The sequence below is a fragment of the Streptomyces sp. SID14478 genome (assembly GCF_010548525.1).
In the GTDB taxonomy this organism is placed as follows: Bacteria; Actinomycetota; Actinomycetes; order Streptomycetales; family Streptomycetaceae; genus Streptomyces.
This window is the reverse complement of the sequence record NZ_JAAGMG010000776.1, coordinates 12,239-35,737: the sequence shown is the minus strand read 5'-3', so window position 1 is coordinate 35,737 and position 23,499 is coordinate 12,239. Positions and strand designations below refer to the sequence as shown.

Annotated in this window: 25 protein-coding genes; 15 read left to right on the top strand and 10 right to left on the bottom strand. The window is 69.7% G+C overall.

Annotated elements, in window-relative coordinates:
• The 5 genes from pgl to tkt all read right to left on the bottom strand — a co-directional run.
• Window positions 1-566 (bottom strand): 6-phosphogluconolactonase (gene pgl, locus G3I40_RS25415; RefSeq protein ID WP_203644768.1); only part of this gene is annotated, 566 nt, incomplete at its 3' end.
• 55 nt (window positions 567-621) lie between these two features.
• On the bottom strand, window positions 622-1,713 hold the full coding sequence (opcA, locus tag G3I40_RS25410) for a glucose-6-phosphate dehydrogenase assembly protein OpcA (protein ID WP_164304434.1): 1,092 nt from the start codon (window positions 1,711-1,713) through the stop codon (window positions 622-624).
• Entirely contained in the window at window positions 1,710-3,239 is a 1,530-nt protein-coding gene (gene zwf / locus G3I40_RS25405; protein ID WP_164304433.1) for a glucose-6-phosphate dehydrogenase, read from the bottom strand. The genes opcA and zwf overlap by 4 nt, the downstream gene beginning before the upstream one ends.
• A gap of 4 nt (window positions 3,240-3,243) precedes the next feature.
• Window positions 3,244-4,362 (bottom strand): transaldolase, encoded by a 1,119-nt coding sequence (gene tal / locus G3I40_RS25400; protein ID WP_164304432.1) that lies wholly within the window; start codon window positions 4,360-4,362, stop codon window positions 3,244-3,246.
• Window positions 4,363-4,396: 34 nt separating this feature from the next.
• Window positions 4,397-6,484, bottom strand: coding sequence for a transketolase (gene tkt, locus G3I40_RS25395; RefSeq protein ID WP_164304431.1), 2,088 nt, complete (start codon window positions 6,482-6,484; stop codon window positions 4,397-4,399).
• Window positions 6,485-7,015: 531 nt separating this feature from the next.
• On the opposite strand from tkt, the gene G3I40_RS25390 reads away from it, so the two are divergent.
• The 3 genes from G3I40_RS25390 to G3I40_RS25380 all read left to right on the top strand — a co-directional run bounded on the left by G3I40_RS25390 (window position 7,016) and on the right by G3I40_RS25380 (window position 9,597).
• Window positions 7,016-7,873 carry a heme o synthase gene (locus G3I40_RS25390; protein WP_343245015.1) on the top strand — a complete coding sequence of 286 codons (858 nt, stop codon included), beginning with the start codon at window positions 7,016-7,018 and terminating at the stop codon, window positions 7,871-7,873.
• Window positions 7,874-7,968: 95 nt separating this feature from the next.
• Window positions 7,969-8,304 (top strand): hypothetical protein, encoded by a 336-nt coding sequence (locus tag G3I40_RS25385; RefSeq protein WP_164304430.1) that lies wholly within the window; start codon window positions 7,969-7,971, stop codon window positions 8,302-8,304.
• A gap of 129 nt (window positions 8,305-8,433) precedes the next feature.
• The gene (locus tag G3I40_RS25380; protein WP_164304429.1) at window positions 8,434-9,597 is read left to right on the top strand and encodes an amidohydrolase family protein; all 1,164 of its coding nucleotides are present in this window, start codon (window positions 8,434-8,436) and stop codon (window positions 9,595-9,597) included.
• Here G3I40_RS25380 and G3I40_RS25375 read toward each other — a convergent pair.
• Window positions 9,578-10,072 carry a helix-turn-helix domain-containing protein gene (locus G3I40_RS25375; RefSeq protein WP_164304428.1) on the bottom strand — a complete coding sequence of 165 codons (495 nt, stop codon included), beginning with the start codon at window positions 10,070-10,072 and terminating at the stop codon, window positions 9,578-9,580. The two genes, G3I40_RS25380 and G3I40_RS25375, sit on opposite strands and share 20 nt — an antisense overlap.
• Window positions 10,073-10,277: 205 nt before the next feature.
• Between G3I40_RS25375 and G3I40_RS25370 the strand changes: the two genes are divergently transcribed.
• Entirely contained in the window at window positions 10,278-11,105 is an 828-nt protein-coding gene (locus tag G3I40_RS25370) for an alpha/beta hydrolase (RefSeq protein WP_164304427.1), read from the top strand.
• 16 nt (window positions 11,106-11,121) lie between these two features.
• Here G3I40_RS25370 and G3I40_RS25365 read toward each other — a convergent pair whose 3' ends face one another.
• From G3I40_RS25365 to G3I40_RS25350, 4 genes are all read right to left on the bottom strand, one after another.
• Window positions 11,122-12,126: a COX15/CtaA family protein gene (locus G3I40_RS25365; RefSeq protein WP_164304426.1), complete on the bottom strand. Its 1,005-nt coding sequence runs from the start codon at window positions 12,124-12,126 to the stop codon at window positions 11,122-11,124.
• Window positions 12,127-12,216: 90 nt separating this feature from the next.
• Window positions 12,217-12,984, bottom strand: coding sequence for an ABC transporter permease (locus G3I40_RS25360; RefSeq protein WP_164304425.1), 768 nt, complete (start codon window positions 12,982-12,984; stop codon window positions 12,217-12,219).
• 89 nt (window positions 12,985-13,073) lie between these two features.
• Window positions 13,074-13,997 carry an ABC transporter ATP-binding protein gene (locus tag G3I40_RS25355; protein WP_164304424.1) on the bottom strand — a complete coding sequence of 308 codons (924 nt, stop codon included), beginning with the start codon at window positions 13,995-13,997 and terminating at the stop codon, window positions 13,074-13,076.
• 102 nt (window positions 13,998-14,099) lie between these two features.
• Complete coding sequence (locus G3I40_RS25350; protein WP_164304423.1) at window positions 14,100-14,906, bottom strand: AAC(3) family N-acetyltransferase; 807 nt, start codon at window positions 14,904-14,906, stop codon at window positions 14,100-14,102.
• 194 nt (window positions 14,907-15,100) lie between these two features.
• On the opposite strand from G3I40_RS25350, the gene G3I40_RS25345 reads away from it, so the two are divergent.
• The 11 genes from G3I40_RS25345 to G3I40_RS25295 all read left to right on the top strand — a co-directional run bounded on the left by G3I40_RS25345 (window position 15,101) and on the right by G3I40_RS25295 (window position 23,338).
• The gene (locus G3I40_RS25345) at window positions 15,101-15,883 is read left to right on the top strand and encodes a metalloregulator ArsR/SmtB family transcription factor (protein ID WP_164304422.1); all 783 of its coding nucleotides are present in this window, start codon (window positions 15,101-15,103) and stop codon (window positions 15,881-15,883) included.
• The gene (gene sufB / locus G3I40_RS25340; protein ID WP_164304421.1) at window positions 15,880-17,304 is read left to right on the top strand and encodes a Fe-S cluster assembly protein SufB; all 1,425 of its coding nucleotides are present in this window, start codon (window positions 15,880-15,882) and stop codon (window positions 17,302-17,304) included. Before G3I40_RS25345 ends, sufB begins: the two co-directional genes overlap by 4 nt.
• 60 nt (window positions 17,305-17,364) lie before the next feature.
• The gene (gene sufD, locus G3I40_RS25335) at window positions 17,365-18,597 is read left to right on the top strand and encodes a Fe-S cluster assembly protein SufD (protein WP_203644762.1); all 1,233 of its coding nucleotides are present in this window, start codon (window positions 17,365-17,367) and stop codon (window positions 18,595-18,597) included.
• On the top strand, window positions 18,597-18,917 hold the full coding sequence (locus G3I40_RS25330; protein ID WP_164304420.1) for a non-heme iron oxygenase ferredoxin subunit: 321 nt from the start codon (window positions 18,597-18,599) through the stop codon (window positions 18,915-18,917). The genes sufD and G3I40_RS25330 overlap by 1 nt, the downstream gene beginning before the upstream one ends.
• A gap of 7 nt (window positions 18,918-18,924) precedes the next feature.
• Window positions 18,925-19,689 (top strand): Fe-S cluster assembly ATPase SufC, encoded by a 765-nt coding sequence (gene sufC, locus G3I40_RS25325; RefSeq protein WP_164304419.1) that lies wholly within the window; start codon window positions 18,925-18,927, stop codon window positions 19,687-19,689.
• Window positions 19,686-20,942, top strand: coding sequence for a cysteine desulfurase (locus tag G3I40_RS25320; RefSeq protein ID WP_164304418.1), 1,257 nt, complete (start codon window positions 19,686-19,688; stop codon window positions 20,940-20,942). The genes sufC and G3I40_RS25320 overlap by 4 nt, the downstream gene beginning before the upstream one ends.
• 16 nt (window positions 20,943-20,958) lie before the next feature.
• Window positions 20,959-21,441 (top strand): Fe-S cluster assembly sulfur transfer protein SufU, encoded by a 483-nt coding sequence (gene sufU, locus G3I40_RS25315; protein ID WP_164304417.1) that lies wholly within the window; start codon window positions 20,959-20,961, stop codon window positions 21,439-21,441.
• Window positions 21,438-21,776, top strand: coding sequence for a metal-sulfur cluster assembly factor (locus G3I40_RS25310; protein WP_164304416.1), 339 nt, complete (start codon window positions 21,438-21,440; stop codon window positions 21,774-21,776). Before sufU ends, G3I40_RS25310 begins: the two co-directional genes overlap by 4 nt.
• A gap of 278 nt (window positions 21,777-22,054) precedes the next feature.
• A complete protein-coding gene (locus tag G3I40_RS25305; protein ID WP_164304415.1) occupies window positions 22,055-22,420 on the top strand; it encodes a VOC family protein in 366 nt (121 codons plus the stop codon).
• 61 nt (window positions 22,421-22,481) lie between these two features.
• Window positions 22,482-22,802 carry a multidrug efflux SMR transporter gene (locus G3I40_RS25300; protein WP_164304414.1) on the top strand — a complete coding sequence of 107 codons (321 nt, stop codon included), beginning with the start codon at window positions 22,482-22,484 and terminating at the stop codon, window positions 22,800-22,802.
• Window positions 22,802-23,338: a TetR family transcriptional regulator gene (locus tag G3I40_RS25295; protein ID WP_164304413.1), complete on the top strand. Its 537-nt coding sequence runs from the start codon at window positions 22,802-22,804 to the stop codon at window positions 23,336-23,338. Before G3I40_RS25300 ends, G3I40_RS25295 begins: the two co-directional genes overlap by 1 nt.
• The last annotated feature ends 161 nt before the right edge of the window (window positions 23,339-23,499 follow it).

Sequence of the window (23,499 nt, the reverse complement as noted above, 5' to 3'; positions counted from 1 at the left end):
AGCAGCCACACCTCGCGCGCGGCCCGGATCGCCGGGAGCGTGAGCGTGATGCGCTGGGGCGGGGGCTTGGGAGCGCCGCGCACGCCGACCACCGTGCGCTCCGTCTCGCGGACCGCCGGCAGCTCGGGGAAGAGCGACGCGACGTGCGTGTCCGGGCCGACGCCCAGCATCAGGACGTCGAAGGTCGGCACGGGACCGTGGTCCTCGGGCCCGGCCGCCGTGGCGAGTTCGGCCGCGTACACCTCGGCCGCGGCGTCCGGCTCGTAGGGGCCGTCCGACGCGGGCATGGGGTGCACGCGCGCGGGGTTGAGCGGCACGCTGTCGAGGAGGGCCTCCTTCGCCTGCGTGTAGTTGCGCTCGGGGTCGCCGTCCGGCAGGAACCGTTCGTCGCCCCACCACAGGTCGAGGCGGCCCCAGTCGATCGCGTCCCGGGCGGGCGCCGCCGCGAGCGCGGCCAGCAGGCCGTTCCCGTTGCGGCCGCCCGTGAGGACGACGGAGGCGTAGCCGCGGGCGGCCTGGGCGTCGACGATCTTGGTGATCAGCCGGGCCGCGGCCGCCTGCGCCATCAGCTCCTTGTCGCGGTGGACGACGAGTTGGGGTGCTGCACTCACTAGTCTGCGCTCACTTCGTTGCCGCCTTCTTGGCCGGGGTCTTCTTCGCCGGTGCCTTCTTGGCGGGTGCCTTTTTGGCGGGTGCCTTCTTCGCCGCCGCCTTCTGGGCGGACGCCGCGGCGGGCGCGGCCGAGGCCGACAAGGACACCGGCTCCGGCACCGTCGTCTGTTCCGCGGGCTCGCCCAGCCGGTCCACGCCGAACCTCAGCGCGGCCGCATACGTGTCGTCCGGGTCCAGGCGCCGCAGCTCCTCCGCGATCAGCTCGGACGTCTCGCGGCGCTTGAGCGCGACCGCGCGGTCCGGCTGCCCCTGGATGGAGAGGGTGGCCAGGGTGCCGTCGGCCCGGTCGAGCACGATCGGGCCCTGGGTGGAGTCCAGTCGTACGCCCGTCAGGCCGGGGCCCGCGGAGAGCGTGCGCTTGACGGGGACGTCCAGCCGGTCCGCGAGCCACATCGCGAGGAGCTCGCAGCTCGGGTTGAACTCCTCGCCCTCGACCACGACCGAGGTGACGTCGGTCGTGACCTGGTCGAGAGCGGCGGCCAGCATCGAGCGCCACGGCGTGATCCGGGTCCACGACAGGTCCGTGTCGCCGGGGGAGTACGACGCCGCGCGGGCCTCCAGCTCGTGGACCGGCTGCTCGGCCGCGTACGTGTCCGTGACGCGGCGCTGGGCCAGTGCGCCCAGCGGGTCCTGCGCGGGGTCGAGAGGCGCGTCCACGGGCCACCACACCACCGTCGGGGCGTCCGGCAGCAGCAGCGGCAGGACGACCGACTGGGCGTGGTTGACGACCTCGCCGTACAGGCGCAGCACGACGGTCTCGCCGGTGCCCGCCTCGGCGCCGACCCGCACCTCCGCGTCGAGCCGCGACTTCGTGCGGTCGCGCGGGGAGCGGGAGACGCGCTTGATGACGACCAGCGTGCGCGAAGGGTGCTCGCGCGACGCCTCGTTGGCCGCCTTCAGGGAGTCGTAGGCGTTCTCCTCGTCGGTGACGATGACGAGGGTGAGCACCATGCCGACGGCGGGAGTGCCGATGGCCCGGCGGCCCTTGACCAGCGCCTTGTTGATCTTGCTGGAGGTGGTGTCCGTAAGGTCGATCTTCATGGGCGCCGCCAGCTCCGTCCGTCTCGTGCGAGCATTTCGTCCGCCTCGGCGGGCCCCCACGTGCCGGACGGGTACTGCGCGGGCTTGCCGTGCGTGTCCCAGTAGTCCTCGATCGGGTCGAGGATGTTCCAGGACAGCTCGACCTCCTCCGTGCGCGGGAAGAGGTTCGAGTCGCCCAACAGGACGTCCAGGATGAGCCGTTCGTACGCCTCCGGGCTCGACTCGGTGAAGGACTCGCCGTACGCGAAGTCCATCGAGACGTCCCGGATCTCCATCGACGTGCCCGGCACCTTCGAGCCGAAGCGGACCGTGATGCCCTCGTCCGGCTGGACGCGGATCACGATCGCGTTCTGGCCCAGCTCCTCCGTCGCCGTGTGGTCGAAGGGGGAGTGCGGGGCGCGCTGGAAGACGACGGCGATCTCCGTCACCCGCCGCCCGAGCCGCTTGCCCGTACGCAGGTAGAAGGGCACCCCCGCCCAACGGCGGTTGTCCACCTCCAGCTTGACGGCCGCGTACGTGTCCGTCTTCGACTTCGGGTCGATGCCGTCTTCCTGCAGGTAGCCGACGGCCTTCTCGCCGCCCTGCCACCCGGCCGCGTACTGGCCGCGCACCGTGTCCTTGCCGAGGTCCTTCGGCAGCTTGATCGCGCCGAGCACCTTGGCCTTCTCGGCGACGAGCGCGTCCGCGTCGAAGGAGGCGGGCTCCTCCATGGCCGTGAGCGCCATCAACTGAAGGAGGTGGTTCTGGATGACGTCGCGGGCCGCGCCGATGCCGTCGTAGTAGCCGGCGCGCCCGCCGATGCCGATGTCCTCGGCCATCGTGATCTGTACGTGGTCCACGTACGAGCGGTTCCAGATCGGCTCGAACATCTGGTTGGCGAAGCGGAGCGCCAGGATGTTCTGGACGGTCTCCTTGCCGAGGTAGTGGTCGATCCGGAACACCTGGTCCGGGTCGAACACCTCGTGCACGATCGCGTTCAGGTCCTTGGCCGACGCGAGGTCGTGGCCGAAGGGCTTCTCGATGACCGCCCGCCGCCACGAGCCGTTCGGCGCGTCCGCGAGTCCGTGCTTCTTCAGTTGCTGCACGACCTGCGGGAAGAACTTGGGAGGCACGGAGAGGTAGAAGGCGAAGTTCCCGCCCGTGCCCTGGGACTTGTCGAGGTCCTGGATCGTCGTCTTCAGGGTCTCGAAGGCGTCGTCGTCGTCGAAGTTGCCCTGGACGAACCGCATGCCCTGGATGAGCTGCTGCCAGACCTCTTCACGGAAGGGCGTGCGGGCGTGCTGCTTGACCGCGTCGTGCACCTCCTGCGCGAAGTCCTCGTCCTGCCACTCGCGGCGGGCGAAGCCGATCAGCGAGAAGCCCGGGGGCAGCAGGCCCCGGTTGGCGAGGTCGTACACGGCAGGCATGAGCTTTTTACGTGACAAATCGCCCGTAACGCCGAAGATCACCAGGCCCGACGGCCCCGCGATGCGCGGGAGCCGTCGGTCTGCGGCGTCACGGAGCGGGTTGACTCCGTGTGCGGTCAAGGTTTCAGCCCTCCGAAGGGGCGAGGCGCTTGAGCTCCGCCTCGGTCGACTTGAGCAGGTCGTTCCAGGCCGCCTCGAACTTCTCGACGCCCTCGTCCTCCAGGAGCTGCACGACCTCGTCGTACGAGATCCCGAGCTTCTCGACGGCCTCGATCTCCGCGCGGGACTGGTCGTACGTGCCCGCGATGGTGTTCCCGGTGATCTGGCCGTGGTCGGCCGTCGCCTCCAGCGTGGCCTCCGGCATGGTGTTCACCGTGCCCGGGGCGACCAGGTCGTCGACGTACAGGGTGTCCTTGTACGCCTTGTCCTTCACGCCGGTCGAGGCCCACAGCGGGCGCTGCTTGTTGGCCTGCGCCTTGTCGAGCGCGGCCCAGCGGTCTCCGCTGAAGACCTCCTCGAACGCCTCGTAGGCCAGGCGCGCGTTGGCGAGGCCGGCCTTGCCGCGGGCGGCCTTGGCGTCGTCCGTGCCGAGGGCGTCGATCCGCTTGTCGATCTCGGTGTCCACGCGGGACACGAAGAAGGACGCCACCGAGTGGATCTTGGACAGGTCCAGGCCGGCGGCCTTGGCCTTCTCCAGACCGGCCAGGTAGGCGTCCATCACCTTGCGGTAGCGCTCCAGCGAGAAGATCAGCGTGACGTTGACGCTGATGCCCTTGCCGATGGTCTCGGTGATCGCGGGCAGGCCCGCCTCGGTCGCCGGGATCTTGATGAGCGTGTTCGGCCGGTCCACCAGCCACGCCAGCTGCTTGGCCTCGGCGATCGTGGCCTGCGTGTTGTGGGCGAGCCGCGGGTCGACCTCGATCGACACCCGGCCGTCCTGGCCGCCGGTCGCGTCGAAGACCGGGCGCAGGATGTCGGCGGCGTCCCGGACGTCCGCCGTCGTGATCATGCGGATGGCCTCTTCGACGGTGACCTTGCGCGCCGAGAGGTCGGCGAGCTGCTGGTCGTAACCGTCGCCCTGCGAGATCGCCTTCTGGAAGATCGACGGATTGGTGGTGACGCCCACGACGTGCTGCTGGTCGATCAGTTCGGCGAGGTTGCCGGACGTGATCCGCTTGCGCGACAGGTCGTCCAGCCAGATCGCGACGCCCTCCTCGGAGAGGCGCTTCAGTGCGTCTGTCATGGAAATTGCATCTCCTACGTGTCGTGTACGGGCGTCAGCGCTGGGCCGCGGCGAGAGATTCCCGCGCCTTGGCCACCACGTTCTCGGCAGTGAAGCCGAACTCCTGGAAGAGCACCTTGCCGTCGGCCGAAGCGCCGAAGTGCTCCAGCGAAACGATGCGGCCTGCGTCCCCGACGTACTTGTGCCAGGTCAGACCGATCCCGGCCTCGACCGAGACACGCGCCTTGACCGAGGGCGGCAGGACGCTGTCCCGGTACCCCTGGTCCTGCTCCTCGAACCACTCGACACAAGGCATCGACACGACGCGCGTGGCGACGCCCTCGGCCTCCAGGGTCTCGCGCGCCTCGACGGCGAGCTGCACCTCGGAACCGGTGGCGATGAGGATGAGGTCCGGCGTGGCCTTCGAGGCCTCCACGAGCACGTAGCCGCCCTTGACGGTGTCCTCGTTGGGCTCGTACGTCGGCACGCCCTGGCGGGTGAGGGACAGGCCGTGCGGCGCGCTCTTGCCGTAGTCCTTCTTGCCGCGCTTGAGGACCTCGCGCCAGGCGATGGCCGTCTCGTTGGCGTCCGCCGGGCGGATCACGTTCAGGCCGGGGATCGCGCGCAGCGAGGCGAGGTGCTCGACCGGCTGGTGCGTCGGGCCGTCCTCACCGAGGCCGACGGAGTCGTGCGTCCACACGTACGTCACCGGCAGGTGCATCAGGGCCGACAGACGCACGGCGTTGCGCATGTAGTCGGAGAACACCAGGAAGGTGCCGCCGTAGATGCGCGTGTGCCCGTGCAGCGCGATGCCGTTCATCTCCGCGGCCATGGAGTGCTCGCGGATGCCGAAGTGGATCGTGCGGCCGTACGGGTCCGCCTCCGGCAGGGGGTTGCCCTTCGGGAGGAAGGACGACGTCTTGTCGATCGTCGTGTTGTTCGAGCCCGCGAGGTCGGCGGAGCCGCCCCACAGCTCGGGGACGACCGGGCCGAGGGCCTGGAGCACCTTGCCGGACGCGGCGCGGGTGGCGACGCCCTTGCCCGTCTCGAAGACCGGGATGCTCTTCTCCCAGCCGGCCGGCAGCTCGCCCGCGTTGATGCGGTCGAACTCGGCGGCGCGCTCGGGGTTGGCGGTGCGCCACTCCTGGAACGACTTCTCCCACTCGGCCCTGGCCTGGGCGCCGCGGTCGAGGGCCTTACGGGTGTGGCCGATGACCTCCTCGGGGACCTCGAAGGACTTCTCCGGGTCGAAACCGAGGACGCGCTTGGTGGCGGCCACCTCGTCGTCGCCGAGCGCCGAGCCGTGCGCGGCCTCGGTGTTCTGCGCGTTCGGGGCGGGCCAGGCGATGATCGAGCGCATCGCGATGAAGGACGGCTTGTCCGTGACCTTCTTGGCGGCCTCGATGGCGTTGTAGATCGCCTCGTGGTCGAGGTCGCCGTCCGGCTTCGCGGCCACGCGCTGGACGTGCCAGCCGTACGCCTCGTAGCGCTTGCAGGTGTCCTCGGAGACCGCGGTCTCCGTGTCGCCCTCGATCGAGATGTGGTTGTCGTCCCACAGCAGGACCAGGTTGCCGAGCTGCTGGTGCCCGGCCATGGAGGAGGCCTCGGAGGAGATGCCCTCCTGCAGGCAGCCGTCGCCGGCGATCGCGTAGATGAAGTGGTCGAACGGGGAGGTGCCCGGGGCGGCCTCCGGGTCGAACAGGCCGCGCTCGTAGCGGGCGGCCATCGCCATGCCCACGGCGTTGGCGACGCCCTGGCCGAGGGGGCCCGTGGTGGTCTCGACGCCCGTGGTGTGCCCGTACTCGGGGTGGCCGGGGGTCTTGGAACCCCACGTCCGGAACGCCTTCAGGTCGTCCAGCTCCAGGCCGAAGCCGGCCAGGTAGAGCTGGATGTAGAGGGTCAGGGACGAGTGGCCCGCGGACAGGACGAAGCGGTCCCGCCCGACCCAGTCGGCGTCGGCAGGGTCGTGCCGCATCACCTTCTGGAAGAGGGTGTACGCGGCCGGGGCCAGGCTCATCGCCGTACCGGGATGGCCGTTGCCGACCTTCTGTACGGCGTCGGCGGCCAGGACCCGGACGGTGTCAACGGCCCGCTGGTCCACATCGGTCCACTCGAGGTCAGTGGTGGTCGGCTTGGTGCTCACCCTGAGTCAGGGCTCCTCTCCACATGGGTAATGCCGGTGATGTCGGTCTCACCAGCCGCTGTCGAGCCTACCCTTGCTGGAACGTGCATTTTTTCGAGTCATTCCAGACTGCCGGGAGTCCGCGAAATCCGCCTCCCGACAGGGATCCGGTGCGGTCGCCAGGTGAATGCGGAGCCGCTCATCTGCGGGCTCATCCGGGGCGGCGGAAGCTCATCTGGAGTTCACCGGGAGGAGGCCCGCGAAGGGCGCCGGGATGCCGCCCGGAGGGCACGTTGCGTCCTTCGCGGCATGCCGCTCAACACGACCCCACCCCCACGAAGGGCGAGGTATAGGCAACGTCTACAGTGGCGTGGTACGCGCGAGCCTTTACCGGGACTTCACATGAAGTGGTCCGTAACGGGGGCTCGCTGGGAGTCTCTGTCAGGGGTGTGCGTGACGGCCGTCGAATCCCGTCCTCCGGGAGCGCTCGGGACGAGCAGCACGAGCAGCAGCCGGGGCCAGCGGCCGTTCGGAGCCCGAGTCAAGGCATTCGTGGCGCTGACCAAGCCGCGGATCATCGAGCTTCTGCTCATCACCACGGTTCCGGTGATGTTCCTCGCCGAGCAGGGTGTGCCGAACCTGAAGCTGGTGCTCATCACCTGCCTCGGCGGTTACCTGTCGGCGGGCGGCGCCAACGCGCTGAACATGTGGTACGACCGCGACATCGACGCCCTCATGGAGCGCACGTCGCAGCGGCCGCTGGTCACGGGCATGGTGAGCCCGACGGAGTGCCTGGTCTTCGGCATCTCCCTCGCGGTCGTCTCCACGCTCTTGTTCGGCTTCGCGGTCAACTGGCTGTCGGCCTGGTTGTCGCTCGGGGCACTGCTCTTCTATGTAGTCGTCTACACGATGATCCTGAAGCGGCGTACGTCGCAGAACATCGTGTGGGGCGGCATCGCGGGCTGCCTGCCCGTGCTCATCGGCTGGTCCTCGGTCACCGACTCCATGTCGTGGGCGCCGGTCATCCTCTTCCTTGTCATGTTCTTCTGGACGCCGCCGCACTACTGGCCGCTGTCCATGAAGGTGAAGGACGACTACGCGCGCGTGGGCGTGCCGATGCTCCCGGTGATCGCCTCGAACAAGGTGGTCGCACGGCAGATCGTCCTCTACAGCTGGGTGATGGTCGCGGTCTCGCTGCTGCTGACGCCGCTCGGCTACACGGGTTGGTTCTACACCGTGGTCGCGTTGCTCTCGGGCGGCTTCTGGCTGTGGGAGGCGCACGGTCTGCAGAACCGCGCCAAGGCCGATGTCACGGGCGGGAAGCTCAAGGAGATGCGACTGTTCCACTGGTCCATCACCTACGTCTCCCTGCTCTTCGTCGCGGTGGCGGTGGACCCCTTCCTGCGCTGACCGCCCGCTTGAGCGTTCCGATGGGTGGGGTGCGTGGCCCAGGCCACGCACCCCACCCATCGCTTGTTTGGCTACTCGTCGGTAGCATCCTGCTCATGGCAGAGACTCAAGCGGTTGAGACGCCCCGTCGGGCGGCGAAGGACGAGCGCCGGGCGACCAAGCTCGCCAAGGAGATCGGTGCGTTCGCCAAGGCGCACGGCGGCGCCGAGGGGCAGCTGGCGTACATCGGCGAGCGCGGCACCCGCATCGTCCTCGTCGGTGAGGACGGCGGCTGGGGCGACCTGGTGGCCAGCACCTACGAAGTCGCGCAGAAGGCGGTCGAGCAGGCCGGCATCACCGTCCACGAGGACTTCGACGGCGAGTTCGCGGCGAAGGTCGAGACCGGCCCGTACGAGTGGAAGCGCATGGCGGGCATCCAGCTCGGCGGCTGAGACCGGCTCACGGCGGACCGGGCCCCGTAGCGTCATGGGCGCAGGTGTACGACCCGCGGTCGAGCAACACCAGGGGCCCGTTCACCCGTTAGGACTGTAGGAGCACGGTCCATATACGGGGAGCCCCGGATGATCGAAACGCCGTCCCTGGTGGATCAGTACTGCCACGGGGTGCTGCGTACGGAGCTGGGCCTCGGCACGTTCGAGGCCCACCTCGGCCGGAGCGAGGGGCCGCCCGCTCCCGGCACCACCTTCTTCGACACCCAGACCGGCTTCGCGGTACGCCGCTGGTGCCCACCGCTGCTCGGCCTGGAACCCCACTGCCTGCCCGCCCGCTATCTGGCCAGACGCCGCGAACTCGGCGTCATGGAAGCGGGCCGGCGGCTCCTGCGCGGCAGCGGCATCACCACGTACCTCGTGGACACGGGGCTGCCGGGCGATCTGACGGGGCCCGCCGAGATGGCGCGGGCCGGCGAGGCGCAGGCGCACGAGATCGTCCGTCTCGAATTGCTGGCCGAGCAGGTCGCGGACACGTCCGGGACCGTCGAGTCCTTCCTCGCCAACCTCGCCGAGTCGGTGCACGCCGCGGCCGTGGAAGCGGTCGCCTTCACCTCGGTCGCGGGCGTACGCCAGGGGCTCGCGCTCGCCCCGCAGCCGCCGGGGCCCGGGGAGGTGCGGGGCGCGGCCGGGCGCTGGTTGGCCGACCGCGAGGTGGGCGGCACCCTGACGGATCCGGTGCTGCTGCGGCACCTGCTGTGGATCGCCGTGGCCTCGGGCCGACCGCTCCAACTCCACGCCGGTCTCGGCGAACCGGGGAACGGGGGCTCCCCCGGCCGGCCCGAGGCGAGGACGTGGGGACGGATCGACCGCACCGATCCGGTGCTGCTGACGGACTTCGCGCGCGCCACGGCGGGCCTGGGTACCGACCTGATCCTGCTGCACGGGTACCCGTACCACCGGCACGCCGCCCACCTGGCCGGGATCTTCCCCCATGTCTACGCCGACCTGGGCCCGGCCCTCGCCCGTACCGGCGCCCGGGCGGCGGCGGTCCTCGCGGAGATCCTCGAACTGGCCCCGTTCGGCAAACTCCTGTTCTCCAGCGGGGCGCACGGCATCCCGGAACTGCATGTCGTCGGGGCCCGGCTGTTCCGCGAGGCGCTGAGCCGGGTGCTCGGCGGCTGGGTCGCCGAGGGGGCGTGGTCGCTCGGCGACGCGCAACGGGTGGCCTCGATGATCGCAGCGGGCACGGCCCGGCGCGTCTACGGCCTGGACGTCACGGACGCAAGCGGCTGACCGACTCCGGGGTGAGGTGCCGGGCCAGGACGGCGAGGGCCTCGGTGACCTCGCGCATCCGGCCGGGCTCATCACTGCCGAGCGCGGCCGCCAGGGCCTCGGTGATGTCGGCCCTGCGCACCTCGGCGACCCGCTCGGAGACCTGGTCCGCGGGCCGGATCAGCTGCCGCCGGCCGTCGGCCGGGTCGGGAGCGGTCTGCAGGGAGCCGGTCTCCTTCAGCCGGGCCACGGCGCCGGAGACCTGGCTCTGCGGCAGGCCGGTGCGGGCGGCGATGGCACCGACCGAGGTGTTCTCGTGTGCGTGGATGTCGCTCAGGACCACCAGGACGGCGCGGGTGCCACCGCGGAACTGGACGGATCCGGCAACCGGCTCGGGCAGTGCCTCCTCGCCGATCTTCATCAGCGTGCGGCCGAGGAGGAAGAGCTCGACAGGGGTCGGCGATGCGGTGGGGGAAGCGGGTCCGGGGTCGGTCATGGCCGGATATTACATCGAGGCCGATACATCATTCTCGATCCATCACTCTTGATGCATCGAAATAGATGGAGTACGGTGAAGGTGTTCGGGGGATCGGAGGGGCGGGCGCAGCCCAGTCGGCCGGGTCACTCGAACAGCTCGAGATCGAAGAGGGCCGGGGGGCTCTGTTCGACCTGTAGTGATCCGAATCGACCTGGGGGTTTCGATGTTTCTCACCGTCAGCGGGGCCAACCTGCACTACGAGGTCCGGGGACGCGGTCCCCTGCTGCTGATCTCGCAGAGCGGAGAGGGAGACGCAGGGCGCAGCGTGGACCTCGTCGACCGGCTCGTCGATCGGTTCACGGTGGTCACGTACGACCGGCGGGGCCTGTCCCGCAGTGTGATCGACGAGCCCGCGCAGGACGTGACCCTGACCCAGCACGCCGATGACGTGCACCGCCTGCTGGCCGAGCTGACCGACGAGCCGGCGCTGATGCTGGGCTGCAGCATGGGTGCCGCGATCGGGTTGCACCTCGCGGTGCGGCACTCCGCTCAACTGTCGACGCTCGTCGCTCACGAGCCGGTGTCGCCCGCGCTGCTGCCTGCCGACCGACGCGCGCGGCACGTACGGGAGCTGACGGACCTCCAGGACGTCTACCGTGACGGCGGTCTCCGGGCCGCTTTCCCGGAGATGGCGCGGGTATTGGGGATCGACCCCGTGCACCAGGAGACCGAGCCCGGCCTCACACCGATACCGCTCACGCCGCAGCGCGCCGCGAACTTCGCCTTCTTCATCGAGCGGGACTTCACCGCGGTCGTCGATGCGGAGCTGGACCTCGCCGCGCTCGCGGCGTCCCCGGTGCGCATCGTGCCGGCGACCGGACGGGCCACGGCCGACGGCGTCTTCGACCGGCACTGCGCCCTGGAGCTCGGGCGGATACGCGGCGAGCAGGTGCAGGTGTTCCCCGGCGGGCACAACGGGAACACGACGCACCCGCGCGCCTACGCGGACAAGCTGGTGGAGGTACTGCGAGATGCCGAGGCGGAGCAGTGAACCGGGCTCCGCGTCGTCAGACGGTCGAGAGCTCCGGGTCCGCCTGGGCCGGGACGCCCACCGAGGCCTGCGGCCGCTCGCGCAAGGACAGGACGACGCGCAGGACGCCGATCCACACCAGTGCCGATCCGAGCATGTGCAGGCCGACGAGGATCTCGGGCAGGTCCGTGAAGTACTGGACGTATCCGATGACGCCCTGGGCGAGGAGGATCAGGAAGAGGTCGCGAGTGCGGTGCAGCGGCCCCTTGGGGGCGTCGACCGCCTTCAGGACGAACCAGAGGGCAAAGGTCAGGGTCACCACGATCCAGGCCAGGACCGCGTGCCCCTTGGCGACCGTCTCCCAGTCGAGCGGCATCCGGTGCACATCACTGGAGTCACCGGCGTGCGGACCGGCTCCGGTCACCACGGTGCCGACGGCGATGAGCAGGGCCGACGCCACGACGAGGAACCAGACGAGCTGTTTGATCGCCTTGCCGACCAGCGGGCGCGGCTCGGCATCGCCCTCGCGGGTGCGCTGCCACATCACGACGGCGATGGTGAGCAGGGCGGTGGTCAGGATGAAGTGGGCCGCGACCGTGTACGGGTTGAGACCGACCAGGACGACGATGCCGCCGAGCACCGCGTTGCCCATGACGACCCAGAACTGGGTCCAGCCGAGCCGGGTCAGCGAGCGCCGCCACGGCTTCTGGGAGCGGGCGGCGATGATCGCCCAGCCGACCGCGGCGCAGAGCACGTACGTGAGCATGCGGTTGCCGAACTCGATGGCGCCGTGGAAGCCCATCTCGCTCGTCGCGGTCAGCGACTGGTCGGTGCACTTGGGCCAGGTCGGGCAGCCGAGGCCCGACCCGGTCAGGCGCACCGCGCCGCCGGTCACGACGATGACCACCGTCATGACGACGGCGGCGAGGGCCGCTCGCTGGACGGTCCGCTGTGTGGGGGTCCAGCGCTCGGCGATGAAGGCGAGCGGGTTGCGGATCGCCTGGACGGCGTCGGCGCGGGTCAGGTTCGGCACGCGCCCCATCGTAGGGGGCCGCTTGTGCACGGCTTCACGAGGGGGACGTAACTGGGCCAATTGTGATGCCGGTTACTCCCGCGCCGGGCCCCGCGGCGCTCACTCCCAGCGGAAGAAGCGGCCCGCCGCGCCGAGCCCGACGACCGCCCAGACGGCGAGGACGCCGAGGTCGCCCCAGGGCATCGAGGCGCCGTGCTGCAGGACGTCGCGCAGGCCGTCGGAGAGTGCGGAGATGGGCAGCAGACCGAGCACCGACTGGGCCGCATCGGGGAACTTGTCGAGCGGCACGATGACGCCGCCGCCGACGAGAAGGAGGAGGAACACCAGGTTGGCCGCAGCGAGAGTTGCCTCCGCCTTGAGCGTGCCGGCCATGAGCAGGCCGAGACCGGAGAAGGCGGCCGTACCGAGGACCAGGAGCAGGAGGACGGCGAGGGGGTTGCCGTGCGGGGACCAGCCCAGGGCGAAGGCGATGACCGTGAGGAGGACGACCTGAAGGACCTCGGTGACCAGGACAGAGAGGGTCTTGGCCGTCATCAGCGCCCAGCGGGGGAGCGGTGAGGCGCCGAGCCGCTTGAGGACGCCGTAGCGGCGCTCGAAGCCGGTCGCGATGGCCTGCCCGGTGAAGGCCGTCGACATCACGGCGAGCGCGAGGATGCCGGGGGCGAGGAAGTCGATGGCCTCGCCGGACCCTGTGTCGACGATGTCGACGGACGAGAAGAGGACCAGGAGGAGGGTGGGGATGACCACGGTGAGGAGAAGCTGTTCGCCGTTGCGCAGCAGCATCTTCGTCTCGAGCGCGGCCTGCGCGGCGATCATGCGGGGGAGCGGTGCCGCTCCGGGGGCGGGGGCGTATGTACCGGCGCTCATCCGCGCAGCTCCTTGCCGGTCGGTTCGAGGCGATGTCTTCCCGGGGGCGATCCCCGGACCTCCGGCCGGTGAGGTCGGATCGGTCGTGCTCATCCGCGCAGCTCCTTGCCGGTCAGTTCGAGGAAGACGTCTTCGAGGGTGTGCCGTTCGACGGAGATCTTGTCCGGCATCACGCCGTGCTGGGCGCACCAGGAGGTGACCGTCGCGAGGAGCTGGGGATCGACCTTGCCGGCCACCCGGTAGGAGCCCGGGGTGAGTTCGGCGGCGGCGGAGTCGGCGGGCAGGGCCTTGAGGAGCGAGGCCACGTCCAGGCCGGGGCGGCCCGAGAAGCGCAGGGTGTTCTCGGCGCCGCCGCGGCACAGCTGTTCCGGGGAGCCGTGGGCGATGACCTTGCCGGCGTCGACGATCGCCACGTCGTCGGAGAGCTCTTCGGCCTCGTCCATGTAGTGCGTCGTGAGGATGACCGAGACGCCGTCGTCGCGCAGGTCCCGGACCAGTTCCCAGGTGGCGCGGCGGGCCTGCGGGTCGAGGCCCGCGGTCGGCTCGTCGAGGAAGACCAGCTCGGGCCGGCCGACCACGGCCATGGCGAGGGCGAGGCGCTGCTGCTGACCGCCGGACAGCCGTCGGTACGTGGTGCGGCCGCAATTGCCCAGGCCCAGGCGCTCGATGAGGGCGTCCACGTCGAGCGGGTGGGCGTGCAGCTTCGCGATGTGGCGGAGCATCTCGTCGGCGCGGGCGCCCGAGTAGACGCCGCCGGACTGCAGCATCACGCCGATGCGGGGGCGCAGCGCCGAGGCCTGCTTGACCGGGTCGAGGCCGAGGACGCGGACGGTGCCGGAGTCGGGCCGGCGGTAGCCCTCGCAGGTCTCGACGGTGGTGGTCTTGCCCGCGCCGTTCGGGCCGAGGACGGCCGTGATGCCGGGGGCTGTCGTGAGGTCGAGGCCGTCGACCGCGGTCTTGTTTCCGTACCGCTTCACCAGTCCGGTGATGTGGACGACGGGCTCGGTTCGCATGGTGGGCAAGTCTAGGAGCGGACCCCGGGTCCCGGTCCCCCGGGTCGGCAGGACCCGGGCCGCAGTGACTGTTTCCGGGCGTCCGTGATGAGGGGCGGGCTCTCAGACAGGACGCGGCCGGTTCCGGGGCAGCCACGTCTCGGCGTACGCCACCGCGTCCGCCAAGGGGAACAGGCGGGTCGTCGCCGCGCCGACCCGGCCCCGGGCCACGGCCGACGTGTCCCGTTCGAAGGCCTCGCCCAGTTCCCCGAAGCGGTCCTCGGAGATCGAGGTGTCCCGCACCGTCGTCCAGCGCCGGCCCTGCGGTGTCATGGCCGCGAAGGACACGTCCACGCCGGGGCTCGGGATCCGGTACTCGGCCAGGTGGAAGGCGGTGCAGTGGTCGAAGCCCGTGCCGAGGAGCAGGACACGGGCCCGTTCGTCCTCCAGGCGGCCGAGCGGGCTGCGCTCGCCGAGGCGGCAGTCCAGGTCGTGCCCGGCCGTGACGGCGGCGGCGCGTGGCCCGAGCGCCGCGAAGGACGTCTGGGGATGGGCGCTGCGCAGGGCGCCCGGCCAGGTGCGGACCGTCTCCGGGATGACGCCGATCGCGTAGGAACGGGTGGTGCGGGGGTCGTAGGCGGGGATCGACGCGCGGACCGCGGGCCACCACTGCTCCGGTACGGGCGGCGCCTGCCACTGCGAGGGATCCGAGTTGTCACCGGAGTGCGCCGGGACCACCAGGGTCCCGTTCGGCCCAAGGGCGTCGAGGAGAGCCTGGACCACCGCGACCGCCCCGCCGCTGACCCATCCGAGGGCACTGAGCGAGGAGTGCACGAGGAGTGTCCCGCCGGGTGCGACGCCTGCCGCGCCCAGGTCGGCCGCGAGGCTCTCGCGCGTACACAAAGGGCCGGTCGGAGGTGGTGTGGGCATGGTTGCGGAGTCTTCCGGAGGGCGTCCCGCGGCGCCACCGCATTACCGCTCGGGGCCCCTCCGGCTGATCGATCAAAGATCGTTTCCGCAGGTCACGACCGGTGTCTACTTAGGTCTGCCTAAGTGACGCACGGCACCGAGGGCGATCACCAGGCCGCTTGTCAGGGTCTGAGGAATTACGCAACAATGGCGTTGTGAAAAACGTCGGCGAGGCTCAGGCGGCACCCACGGGGGCCCCTCAGGAAGAGCTCGCGACCGGGGAGCGTTCGACGCGCAACCGGGTCGCGCGCTCCATCCTGGACCACGGCCCGTCCACCGTCGCCGATCTCGCCGGGCGCCTCGGCCTCACGCAGGCCGCCGTCCGCCGCCACCTGGACGCCCTCGTCGGGGACGACGTGGTGGAGCCCAGGGAGCAGCGGGTCTACGGCGCGCGGACGCGCGGTCGCCCCGCCAAGGTGTTCGCGCTGACCGACTGCGGCCGTGACGCCTTCGACCAGTCCTACGACAAGCTCGCCGCGGACGCGCTCCGCTGGATCAAGGAGCAGGCCGGCGGGGACGAGGCGATCGTCGCCTTCGCCCGCGCCCGGATCGCCGCGCAGGCCGAGACCTACCGCGAAGCGGTGGAGGGGGCCCCGCCCGGTGGGCGGACCGAAGCGCTGGCCAAGGCGCTGAGCGCGGACGGGTACGCTGCTACGGCGCGCAGCGCGCCCCTCCCGCAACAGGGCGAGCAGCTCTGCCAGCACCACTGCCCGGTCGCGCACGTCGCCGAGCAGTTCCCGCAGCTGTGCGAGGCCGAGACGGAAATGTTCTCGCAGCTCCTCGGCACGCACGTGCAGCGGCTGGCCACCATCGCTCACGGCGACGGCGTCTGCACGACGTTCATCCCCAAGAGCAGCGCCCCCAGGGACGCACCCGAGAACGCCCCCAAGACCCAAACCAACGCATCTGCAAGCACCGCCGGGAGGAACCCCGCATGACTCTCCCCATCGAGGAGACTGCCCACCCCGAGCTCGAAGGACTGGGCAAGTACGAATACGGCTGGGCAGACTCCGACGCGGCCGGTGCCTCTGCCAAGCGCGGCATCAACGAAGACGTCGTCAAGGACATCTCCGGCAAGAAGTCCGAGCCGGAGTGGATGACCAAGCTCCGTCTCAAGGGCCTCAAGCTCTTCGGCAAGAAGCCCATGCCGAACTGGGGCTCGGATCTGTCGGGCATCGACTTCGACAACATCAAGTACTTCGTGCGCTCCACGGAGAAGCAGGCGGAGTCCTGGGAGGACCTGCCCGAGGACATCAAGAACACGTACGACAAGCTCGGCATCCCCGAGGCGGAGAAGCAGCGCCTCGTCGCCGGTGTCGCGGCCCAGTACGAGTCCGAGGTCGTCTACCACCAGATCCGCGAGGACCTGGAGGAGCAGGGCGTCATCTTCCTCGACACCGACACCGCTCTGAAGGAGCACCCGGAGCTCTTCAAGGAGTACTTCGGGACCGTCATCCCGGCCGGCGACAACAAGTTCGCCGCGCTGAACACCGCCGTGTGGTCGGGTGGCTCCTTCATCTACGTGCCGAAGGGCGTGCACGTCGAGATCCCGCTCCAGGCCTACTTCCGTATCAACACGGAGAACATGGGCCAGTTCGAGCGGACGCTGATCATCGTCGACGAGGACGCCTACGTCCACTACGTCGAGGGCTGCACCGCGCCGATCTACAAGTCGGACTCGCTGCACTCCGCGGTCGTCGAGATCATCGTCAAGAAGGGCGCCCGCTGCCGCTACACGACCATCCAGAACTGGTCGAACAACGTCTACAACCTGGTCACCAAGCGCGCCGTGGCGTACGAGGGCGCGACCATGGAGTGGATCGACGGCAACATCGGCTCCAAGGTCACGATGAAGTACCCGGCCGTCTACCTGATGGGCGAGCACGCCAAGGGCGAGACGCTGTCCATCGCCTTCGCGGGCGAGGGCCAGCACCAGGACGCCGGCTCCAAGATGGTCCACATGGCGCCGAACACGTCGTCCAACATCGTGTCGAAGTCCGTGGCGCGCGGCGGTGGCCGTACGTCCTACCGCGGTCTCGTCGAGATCGGCGAGGGCGCCGCCGGATCGAAGTCGAACGTGCTGTGCGACGCGCTGCTCGTCGACACCATCTCCCGCTCCGACACGTACCCGTACGTCGACGTCCGCGAGGACGACGTCTCCATGGGTCACGAGGCGACCGTCTCCAAGGTCTCCGACGACCAGCTCTTCTACCTGATGAGCCGCGGGATGAGCGAGTTCGAGGCCATGGCGATGATCGTGCGCGGCTTCGTCGAGCCGATCGCCAAGGAACTGCCCATGGAGTACGCGCTCGAGCTTAACCGGCTGATCGAGCTGCAGATGGAGGGTTCGGTCGGCTGACCCCAGCCCACCGACCTCCCGTCAAGCCACTTACGTAAGAAAGCGAGCGCTACGACAGCCATGGCTGAGGCTCAGAACTCCCCCACCCTCGAATCCGCTCGAGCGGGGGGACCCCCGTCGGCCGGTTCGACCACCGCCGGAACCATCGCGGTGGCCGCAGAGTCGACCGTCGCCACGCGCATGAGCGCCCCACCGTCCTACGACGTCGAGGCCTTCCCGGTCCCGCACGGCCGTGAGGAGGAGTGGCGGTTCACGCCGCTGGAGCGGCTGCGCGGGCTGCACGACGGCACCGCCGTCGCCACCGGCACCGGCGTCAAGGTCGACGTGGAGGCCCCGGCGGGCGTCACCGTCGAGGCCGTCGGCCGGGACGACGCCCGCATCGGCAAGGCCGGCAAGCCCGTCGACCGCGTCGCCGCCCAGGCGTACTCGGCGTTCGAGCAGGCGTCCGTCGTCTCCGTGCCCAAGGAGACGGTGCTCACCGAGCCGATCCGGATCCGCGTGCACGGGGAATCCCCGGCGGGAGAGCCTGCCGTGGCCTACGGCCACCAGGTCATCGAGCTGGGCGCGTTCGCCGAGGCCGTCGTCGTCATCGACCACACCGGTGACGCGGTGCTCGCCGCCAACGTGGACTACCTGATCGGGGACGGCGCCAAGCTGACCGTCGTCTCCGTACAGGACTGGGACGACAAGGCCGTGCACGTCGCGCAGCACAACGCGCTCGTGGGCCGCGACGCATCCTTCAAGTCCGTCGTCGTCACCTTCGGCGGTGACGTCGTCCGCCTGCACCCGCGCGTCTCGTACGCGTCCACCGGCGGCGAGGCCGAGCTCTTCGGCCTGTACTTCACCGACGCGGGCCAGCACCAGGAGCACCGCCTCCTGGTCGACCACAACACCCCGCACTGCAAGTCGAACGTCGTCTACAAGGGCGCGCTCCAGGGCGACGACGCGCACGCCGTGTGGATCGGAGACGTCCTCATCGAGGCCGCCGCCGAGGGCACGGACACGTACGAGATGAACCGGAACCTCGTGCTCACCGATGGTGCGCGCGTCGACTCCGTGCCGAACCTGGAGATCGAGACCGGCGAGATCGTCGGCGCCGGTCACGCCTCCGCCACCGGCCGCTTCGACGACGAGCAGCTCTTCTACCTGATGGCCCGCGGCATCCCCGCGGACGAGGCGCGCCGCCTCGTCGTGCGCGGCTTCTTCGCCGAACTGGTCCAGCAGATCGGTGTCCCCGACATCGAGGAGCGCCTGCTCGCGAAGATCGCGACCGAGCTGGAGGCCACCGTCTGATGGCGGCCTTCGTACGCGTCTGTGGACTGGGCGAGCTGGAGGAGGACACCCCGAAGCGGGTGGAACTCGACGGCACGCCGGTCTCGGTCGTCCGCACCGAGGGCGAGGTGTTCGCGATCAACGACATCTGCTCGCACGCGAACGTCTCGCTCTCCGAGGGCGAGGTGGAGGACTGCCAGATCGAGTGCTGGCTGCACGGCTCCGCCTTCGACCTCCGCACCGGCAAGCCGTCCGGCCTTCCCGCGACGCGCCCCGTCCCCGTATACCCCGTACAGATCGAAGGGGACGACGTGCTCGTCTCCCTCACCCAGGAGTCCTGAGGCACCCATGGCAACGCTTGAAATCCGAGACCTGCACGTCACCGTCGAGGCCGACAACGCCACGAAGGAGATCCTCAAGGGCGTCGACCTCACCGTGAAGCAGGGCGAGACGCACGCCATCATGGGCCCGAACGGCTCCGGCAAGTCGACCCTCGCCTACTCCATCGCGGGTCACCCCAAGTACACGATCACGCAGGGCACCGTCACCCTCGACGGCGAGGACGTCCTCGAGATGTCCGTCGACGAGCGCGCCCGCGCCGGCATGTTCCTCGCCATGCAGTACCCGGTCGAGGTCCCCGGCGTCTCCGTCTCCAACTTCCTGCGCTCCTCCGCCACCGCCATCCGCGGCGAGGCCCCCAAGCTGCGCACCTGGGTGAAGGAGGTCAAGTCCGCGATGGAGACGCTCCAGATGGACCCCGCCTTCGCCGAGCGCAACGTGAACGAGGGCTTCTCCGGCGGTGAGAAGAAGCGCCACGAGATCCTGCAGATGGAGCTCCTCAAGCCGAAGATCGCGATCCTCGACGAGACCGACTCCGGCCTCGACGTCGACGCCCTTCGCCAGGTCTCCGACGGCGTCAACCGCGTCCGTGAGACCGGTGAGGTCGGCACCCTGCTGATCACGCACTACACGCGCATCCTGCGCTACATCAAGCCGGACTTCGTGCACGTCTTCTCGAACGGCCGCATCGTCGAGTCCGGTGGCCCCGAGCTGGCCGACACCCTCGAGGCCGAGGGCTACGAGAAGTACACGAAGGGTGGCGTATCTGCGTGACGCAGCTGCCGGGCCTCCTTGATACAGAGGCGATCCGCAAGGACTTCCCGATCCTCGACCGGGTGCTCCACGACGGCAAGAAGCTCGTGTACCTGGACAACGCGGCGACCAGCCAGACGCCGCGCCAGGTCCTCGACGTCCTGACGGAGTACTACGAACAGCACAACGCCAACGTCCACCGCGGCGTGCACGTGCTGGCCGAGGAGGCCACGGCGCTGTACGAGGGCGCGCGCGACAAGGTCGCCGCGTTCATCAACGCGCCGAGCCGCGACGAGGTCATCTTCACGAAGAACGCCTCGGAGTCGCTCAACCTCGTCGCCAACATGCTGGGTTGGGCCGACGAGCCGTACAAGGTCGATCACGAGACCGAGATCGTCATCACGGAGATGGAGCACCACTCCAACATCGTTCCGTGGCAGCTGCTCTCGCAGCGCACCGGCGCGAAGCTGAAGTGGTTCGGCCTGTCCGACGACGGCCGCCTCGACCTGAGCAACATCAACGAGGTCATCACCGAGAAGACGAAGATCGTCTCGTTCGTCCTCGTGTCGAACATCCTCGGCACCCACAACCCGGTCGAGGCCATCGTGCGCCGCGCCCAGGAAGTGGGCGCGCTCGTGCTCATCGACGCCTCGCAGGCCGCGCCGCACATGCCGCTGGACGTGCAGGCGCTGCAGGCCGACTTCGTGGCCTTCACCGGCCACAAGATGTGCGGCCCGACGGGCATCGGCGTCCTGTGGGGACGCCAGGAGCTGCTCGAGGACCTGCCGCCGTTCCTCGGTGGCGGCGAGATGATCGAGACCGTGTCGATGTCCTCGTCGACGTACGCTCCCGCGCCGCACAAGTTCGAGGCGGGTACGCCGCCGATCTCGCAGGCCATCGGTCTCGGGGCGGCGATCGACTACCTGAACGCGATCGGCATGGAGAACGTGTACCGGCACGAGCAGGCGCTCACCGAGTACGCGGTGAAGCGGCTGCAGGAAGTCCCGGACCTGAAGATCATCGGCCCGACCACGGCCGAGGACCGGGGCGCCGCGATCTCCTTCACGCTCGGCGACATCCACCCGCACGACGTGGGCCAGGTCCTCGACGAGCAGGGCATCGCGGTCCGGGTCGGTCACCACTGCGCGCGGCCGGTCTGCCTGCGGTACGGAATTCCTGCGACCACGCGAGCGTCGTTCTATCTGTACTCCACGCCCGGCGAGATCGACGCTCTGGTCGACGGCCTGGAGCACGTACGGAACTTCTTCGGCTGAGGGGCTGGCTGGGAACGTGAAGCTGGATTCGATGTACCAGGAAGTCATCCTGGACCACTACAAGCACCCGCACGGCCGGGGCTTGCGGGATGGCGACGCCGAGGTGCACCACGTCAACCCGACGTGCGGCGACGAGATCACGCTGCGCGTCAAGTACGACGGCGAGACCATTGAGGACGTCAGTTACGAGGGCCAGGGCTGCTCCATCAGCCAGGCCTCGGCCTCCGTGCTGAACGACCTGCTCGTCGGCAAGGAGCTGTCCGACGCGCGGAAGATCCAGGAGACCTTCCTGGAGCTGATGCAGTCCAAGGGACAGATCGAGCCGGACGACTCGATGGAGGAGATCCTGGAGGACGCGGTCGCGTTCGCCGGAGTCTCCAAGTACCCGGCCCGAGTCAAGTGCGCCCTCCTGAGCTGGATGGCGTGGAAGGACGCGACGGCCCAGGCACTGAGCCCATCAGAGGCGTCGCCTCGGGCAGAGGAGACGAAGAGCGCATGAGTGAGAACACGGCAGTGGAGATGAAGCCGGCCTCCGAGGAGGAGGTCCGCGAGGCGTTGTACGACGTCGTCGACCCCGAGCTGGGCATCGACGTCGTGAACCTGGGCCTGATCTACGGTATCCACATCGACGACGCGAACATCGCGACGATCGACATGACGCTGACGTCCGCGGCCTGCCCGCTGACGGACGTCATCGAGGACCAGGCCAAGTCCGCCACCGACGGCATCGTCAACGAGCTGCGGATCAACTGGGTCTGGATGCCGCCGTGGGGCCCGGACAAGATCACGGACGAGGGGCGCGAGCAGCTGCGGGCGCTCGGGTTCAACGTCTGAGGGCACAGAGCTGTCGATCGGCCCCGGTGGGTTTTTCCCGCCGGGGCCGATCCGCGTCCCGGCTCCCCACGCACCCGGGCGAGGGGTACGTGTCTCGGGCCGAGCCGGAGAGCAATAGCTGACGTCTGATCAGTTCGGTTGGCGAGAAGCGGTGTTGGGGCTGTGGCACGCCACCCGCCTCAAGCGGCGGCGGGTCGTGGACCGGACGGCACGGGGCGTGAGCGCGGGTGAAGGCAAGTCGCGTGCGGTCCGGGGCTAGGCACGTGAGACTGGCCCGCATGACCGTTACCTGGTACCAAACCGTCGTCGACGCCCACGAGCCGCGCGAGCTCGCCCGCTTCTGGTGTCGGGTACTCGACTGGCAGGTCCTCTACGAGGACGACGAAGAGGTCGTGATCGGGCGGGACGCCGCGGTGCTGCCCGGACTGTGCTTCATCGCGGTGCCCGAGTCCAAGACCGTGAAGAACCGGCTGCACATCGACCTCAGCCCCGACGACCGGGACGCCGAGGTGGACCGGATCCTCGCGCTCGGCGCCCGCCGCGCCGATGTCGGTCAGGGCGACGACGTCACCTGGGTCACCCTCGCCGACCCCGAGGGCAACGAGTTCTGCGTGCTGCGGCCGAAGAAGACGCTGCTGGACTGAGTTTCCGCCGGACCAGCCGGTTTGTGTACGGGTGTACGCAACGATATGTACACTCGTACGCATGGGTTACGTACTGCTGGCCGGCGCCATCGCCGCCGAAGTGGCCGCCACCACGGCCATGAAGTACAGCGAGGGGTTCAGCCGGCTCTGGCCCTCGCTGATCACCGTCGCCGGATACGTGATCGCGTTCGCGCTGCTCGCGCAGACGCTCAAGACCGTGCAGATCGGCACCGCCTATGCCATCTGGGCAGGGACCGGCACGGCCGTCATCGCGGCGATCGGCATGATCTTCCTGGGGGAGGGACTCAGCCTCGCTAAGGCCGCCGGGATCGCCCTCGTCATCGGCGGCGTCGTGCTCCTGAACATCGGCGGGGCGCACTGATGGCACGGCGCTACGACCCCGAGCGGCGCCAGCGGATCATCGACGCCGCGATCCGGGTCGTCGGGGAGAAGGGCATCGCCGGGCTCAGCCATCGCAGCGTCGCCGCCGAGGCCGATGTGCCGCTGGGCTCGACGACGTACCACTTCAAGACGCTCGACGACCTGATGGTGGCCGCGCTGCGGCAGGCCAACGAAGGCTTCGCCAAGGTCGTCGAGGCACACGGCGCGCTCCGAGACCCGGACATCGACCTCGCCGGGGAACTCGCCGAACTGCTCGGCGAATGGCTCGCCGGGGAGCGGACGGGCGTGGAGCTGGAGTACGAGCTGTACCTCGCCGCGCTGCGCAGGCCCGCGCTGCGTCCCGTCGCCGCCGAATGGTGCCACGAACTGGCCGAGGCCGTCGCCGAGCGCACCGACCCGGTCACCGCGCGGGCCCTCGTCGCGCTGATGGACGGCATTTCGCTCCAGGTGCTGCTGACGGACGGGGTGTACGACGTCGCGTACACCCGGGAGATGCTGGCGCGGCTCATTCCGTAGCGGGAGCGGCACCATTGACGTGCGCCGTTGCATGGAGGCGCCGTTGAGTGGTGGAGCCGTGCGCCGGGAACGACGCGCGGGGAACGACGGACGATGCGCGCGACTCCCGGGTGAATCCGCCCGGCCGGGCCGCCGCGCCGACGGCATCCGGCCCCGGCGAC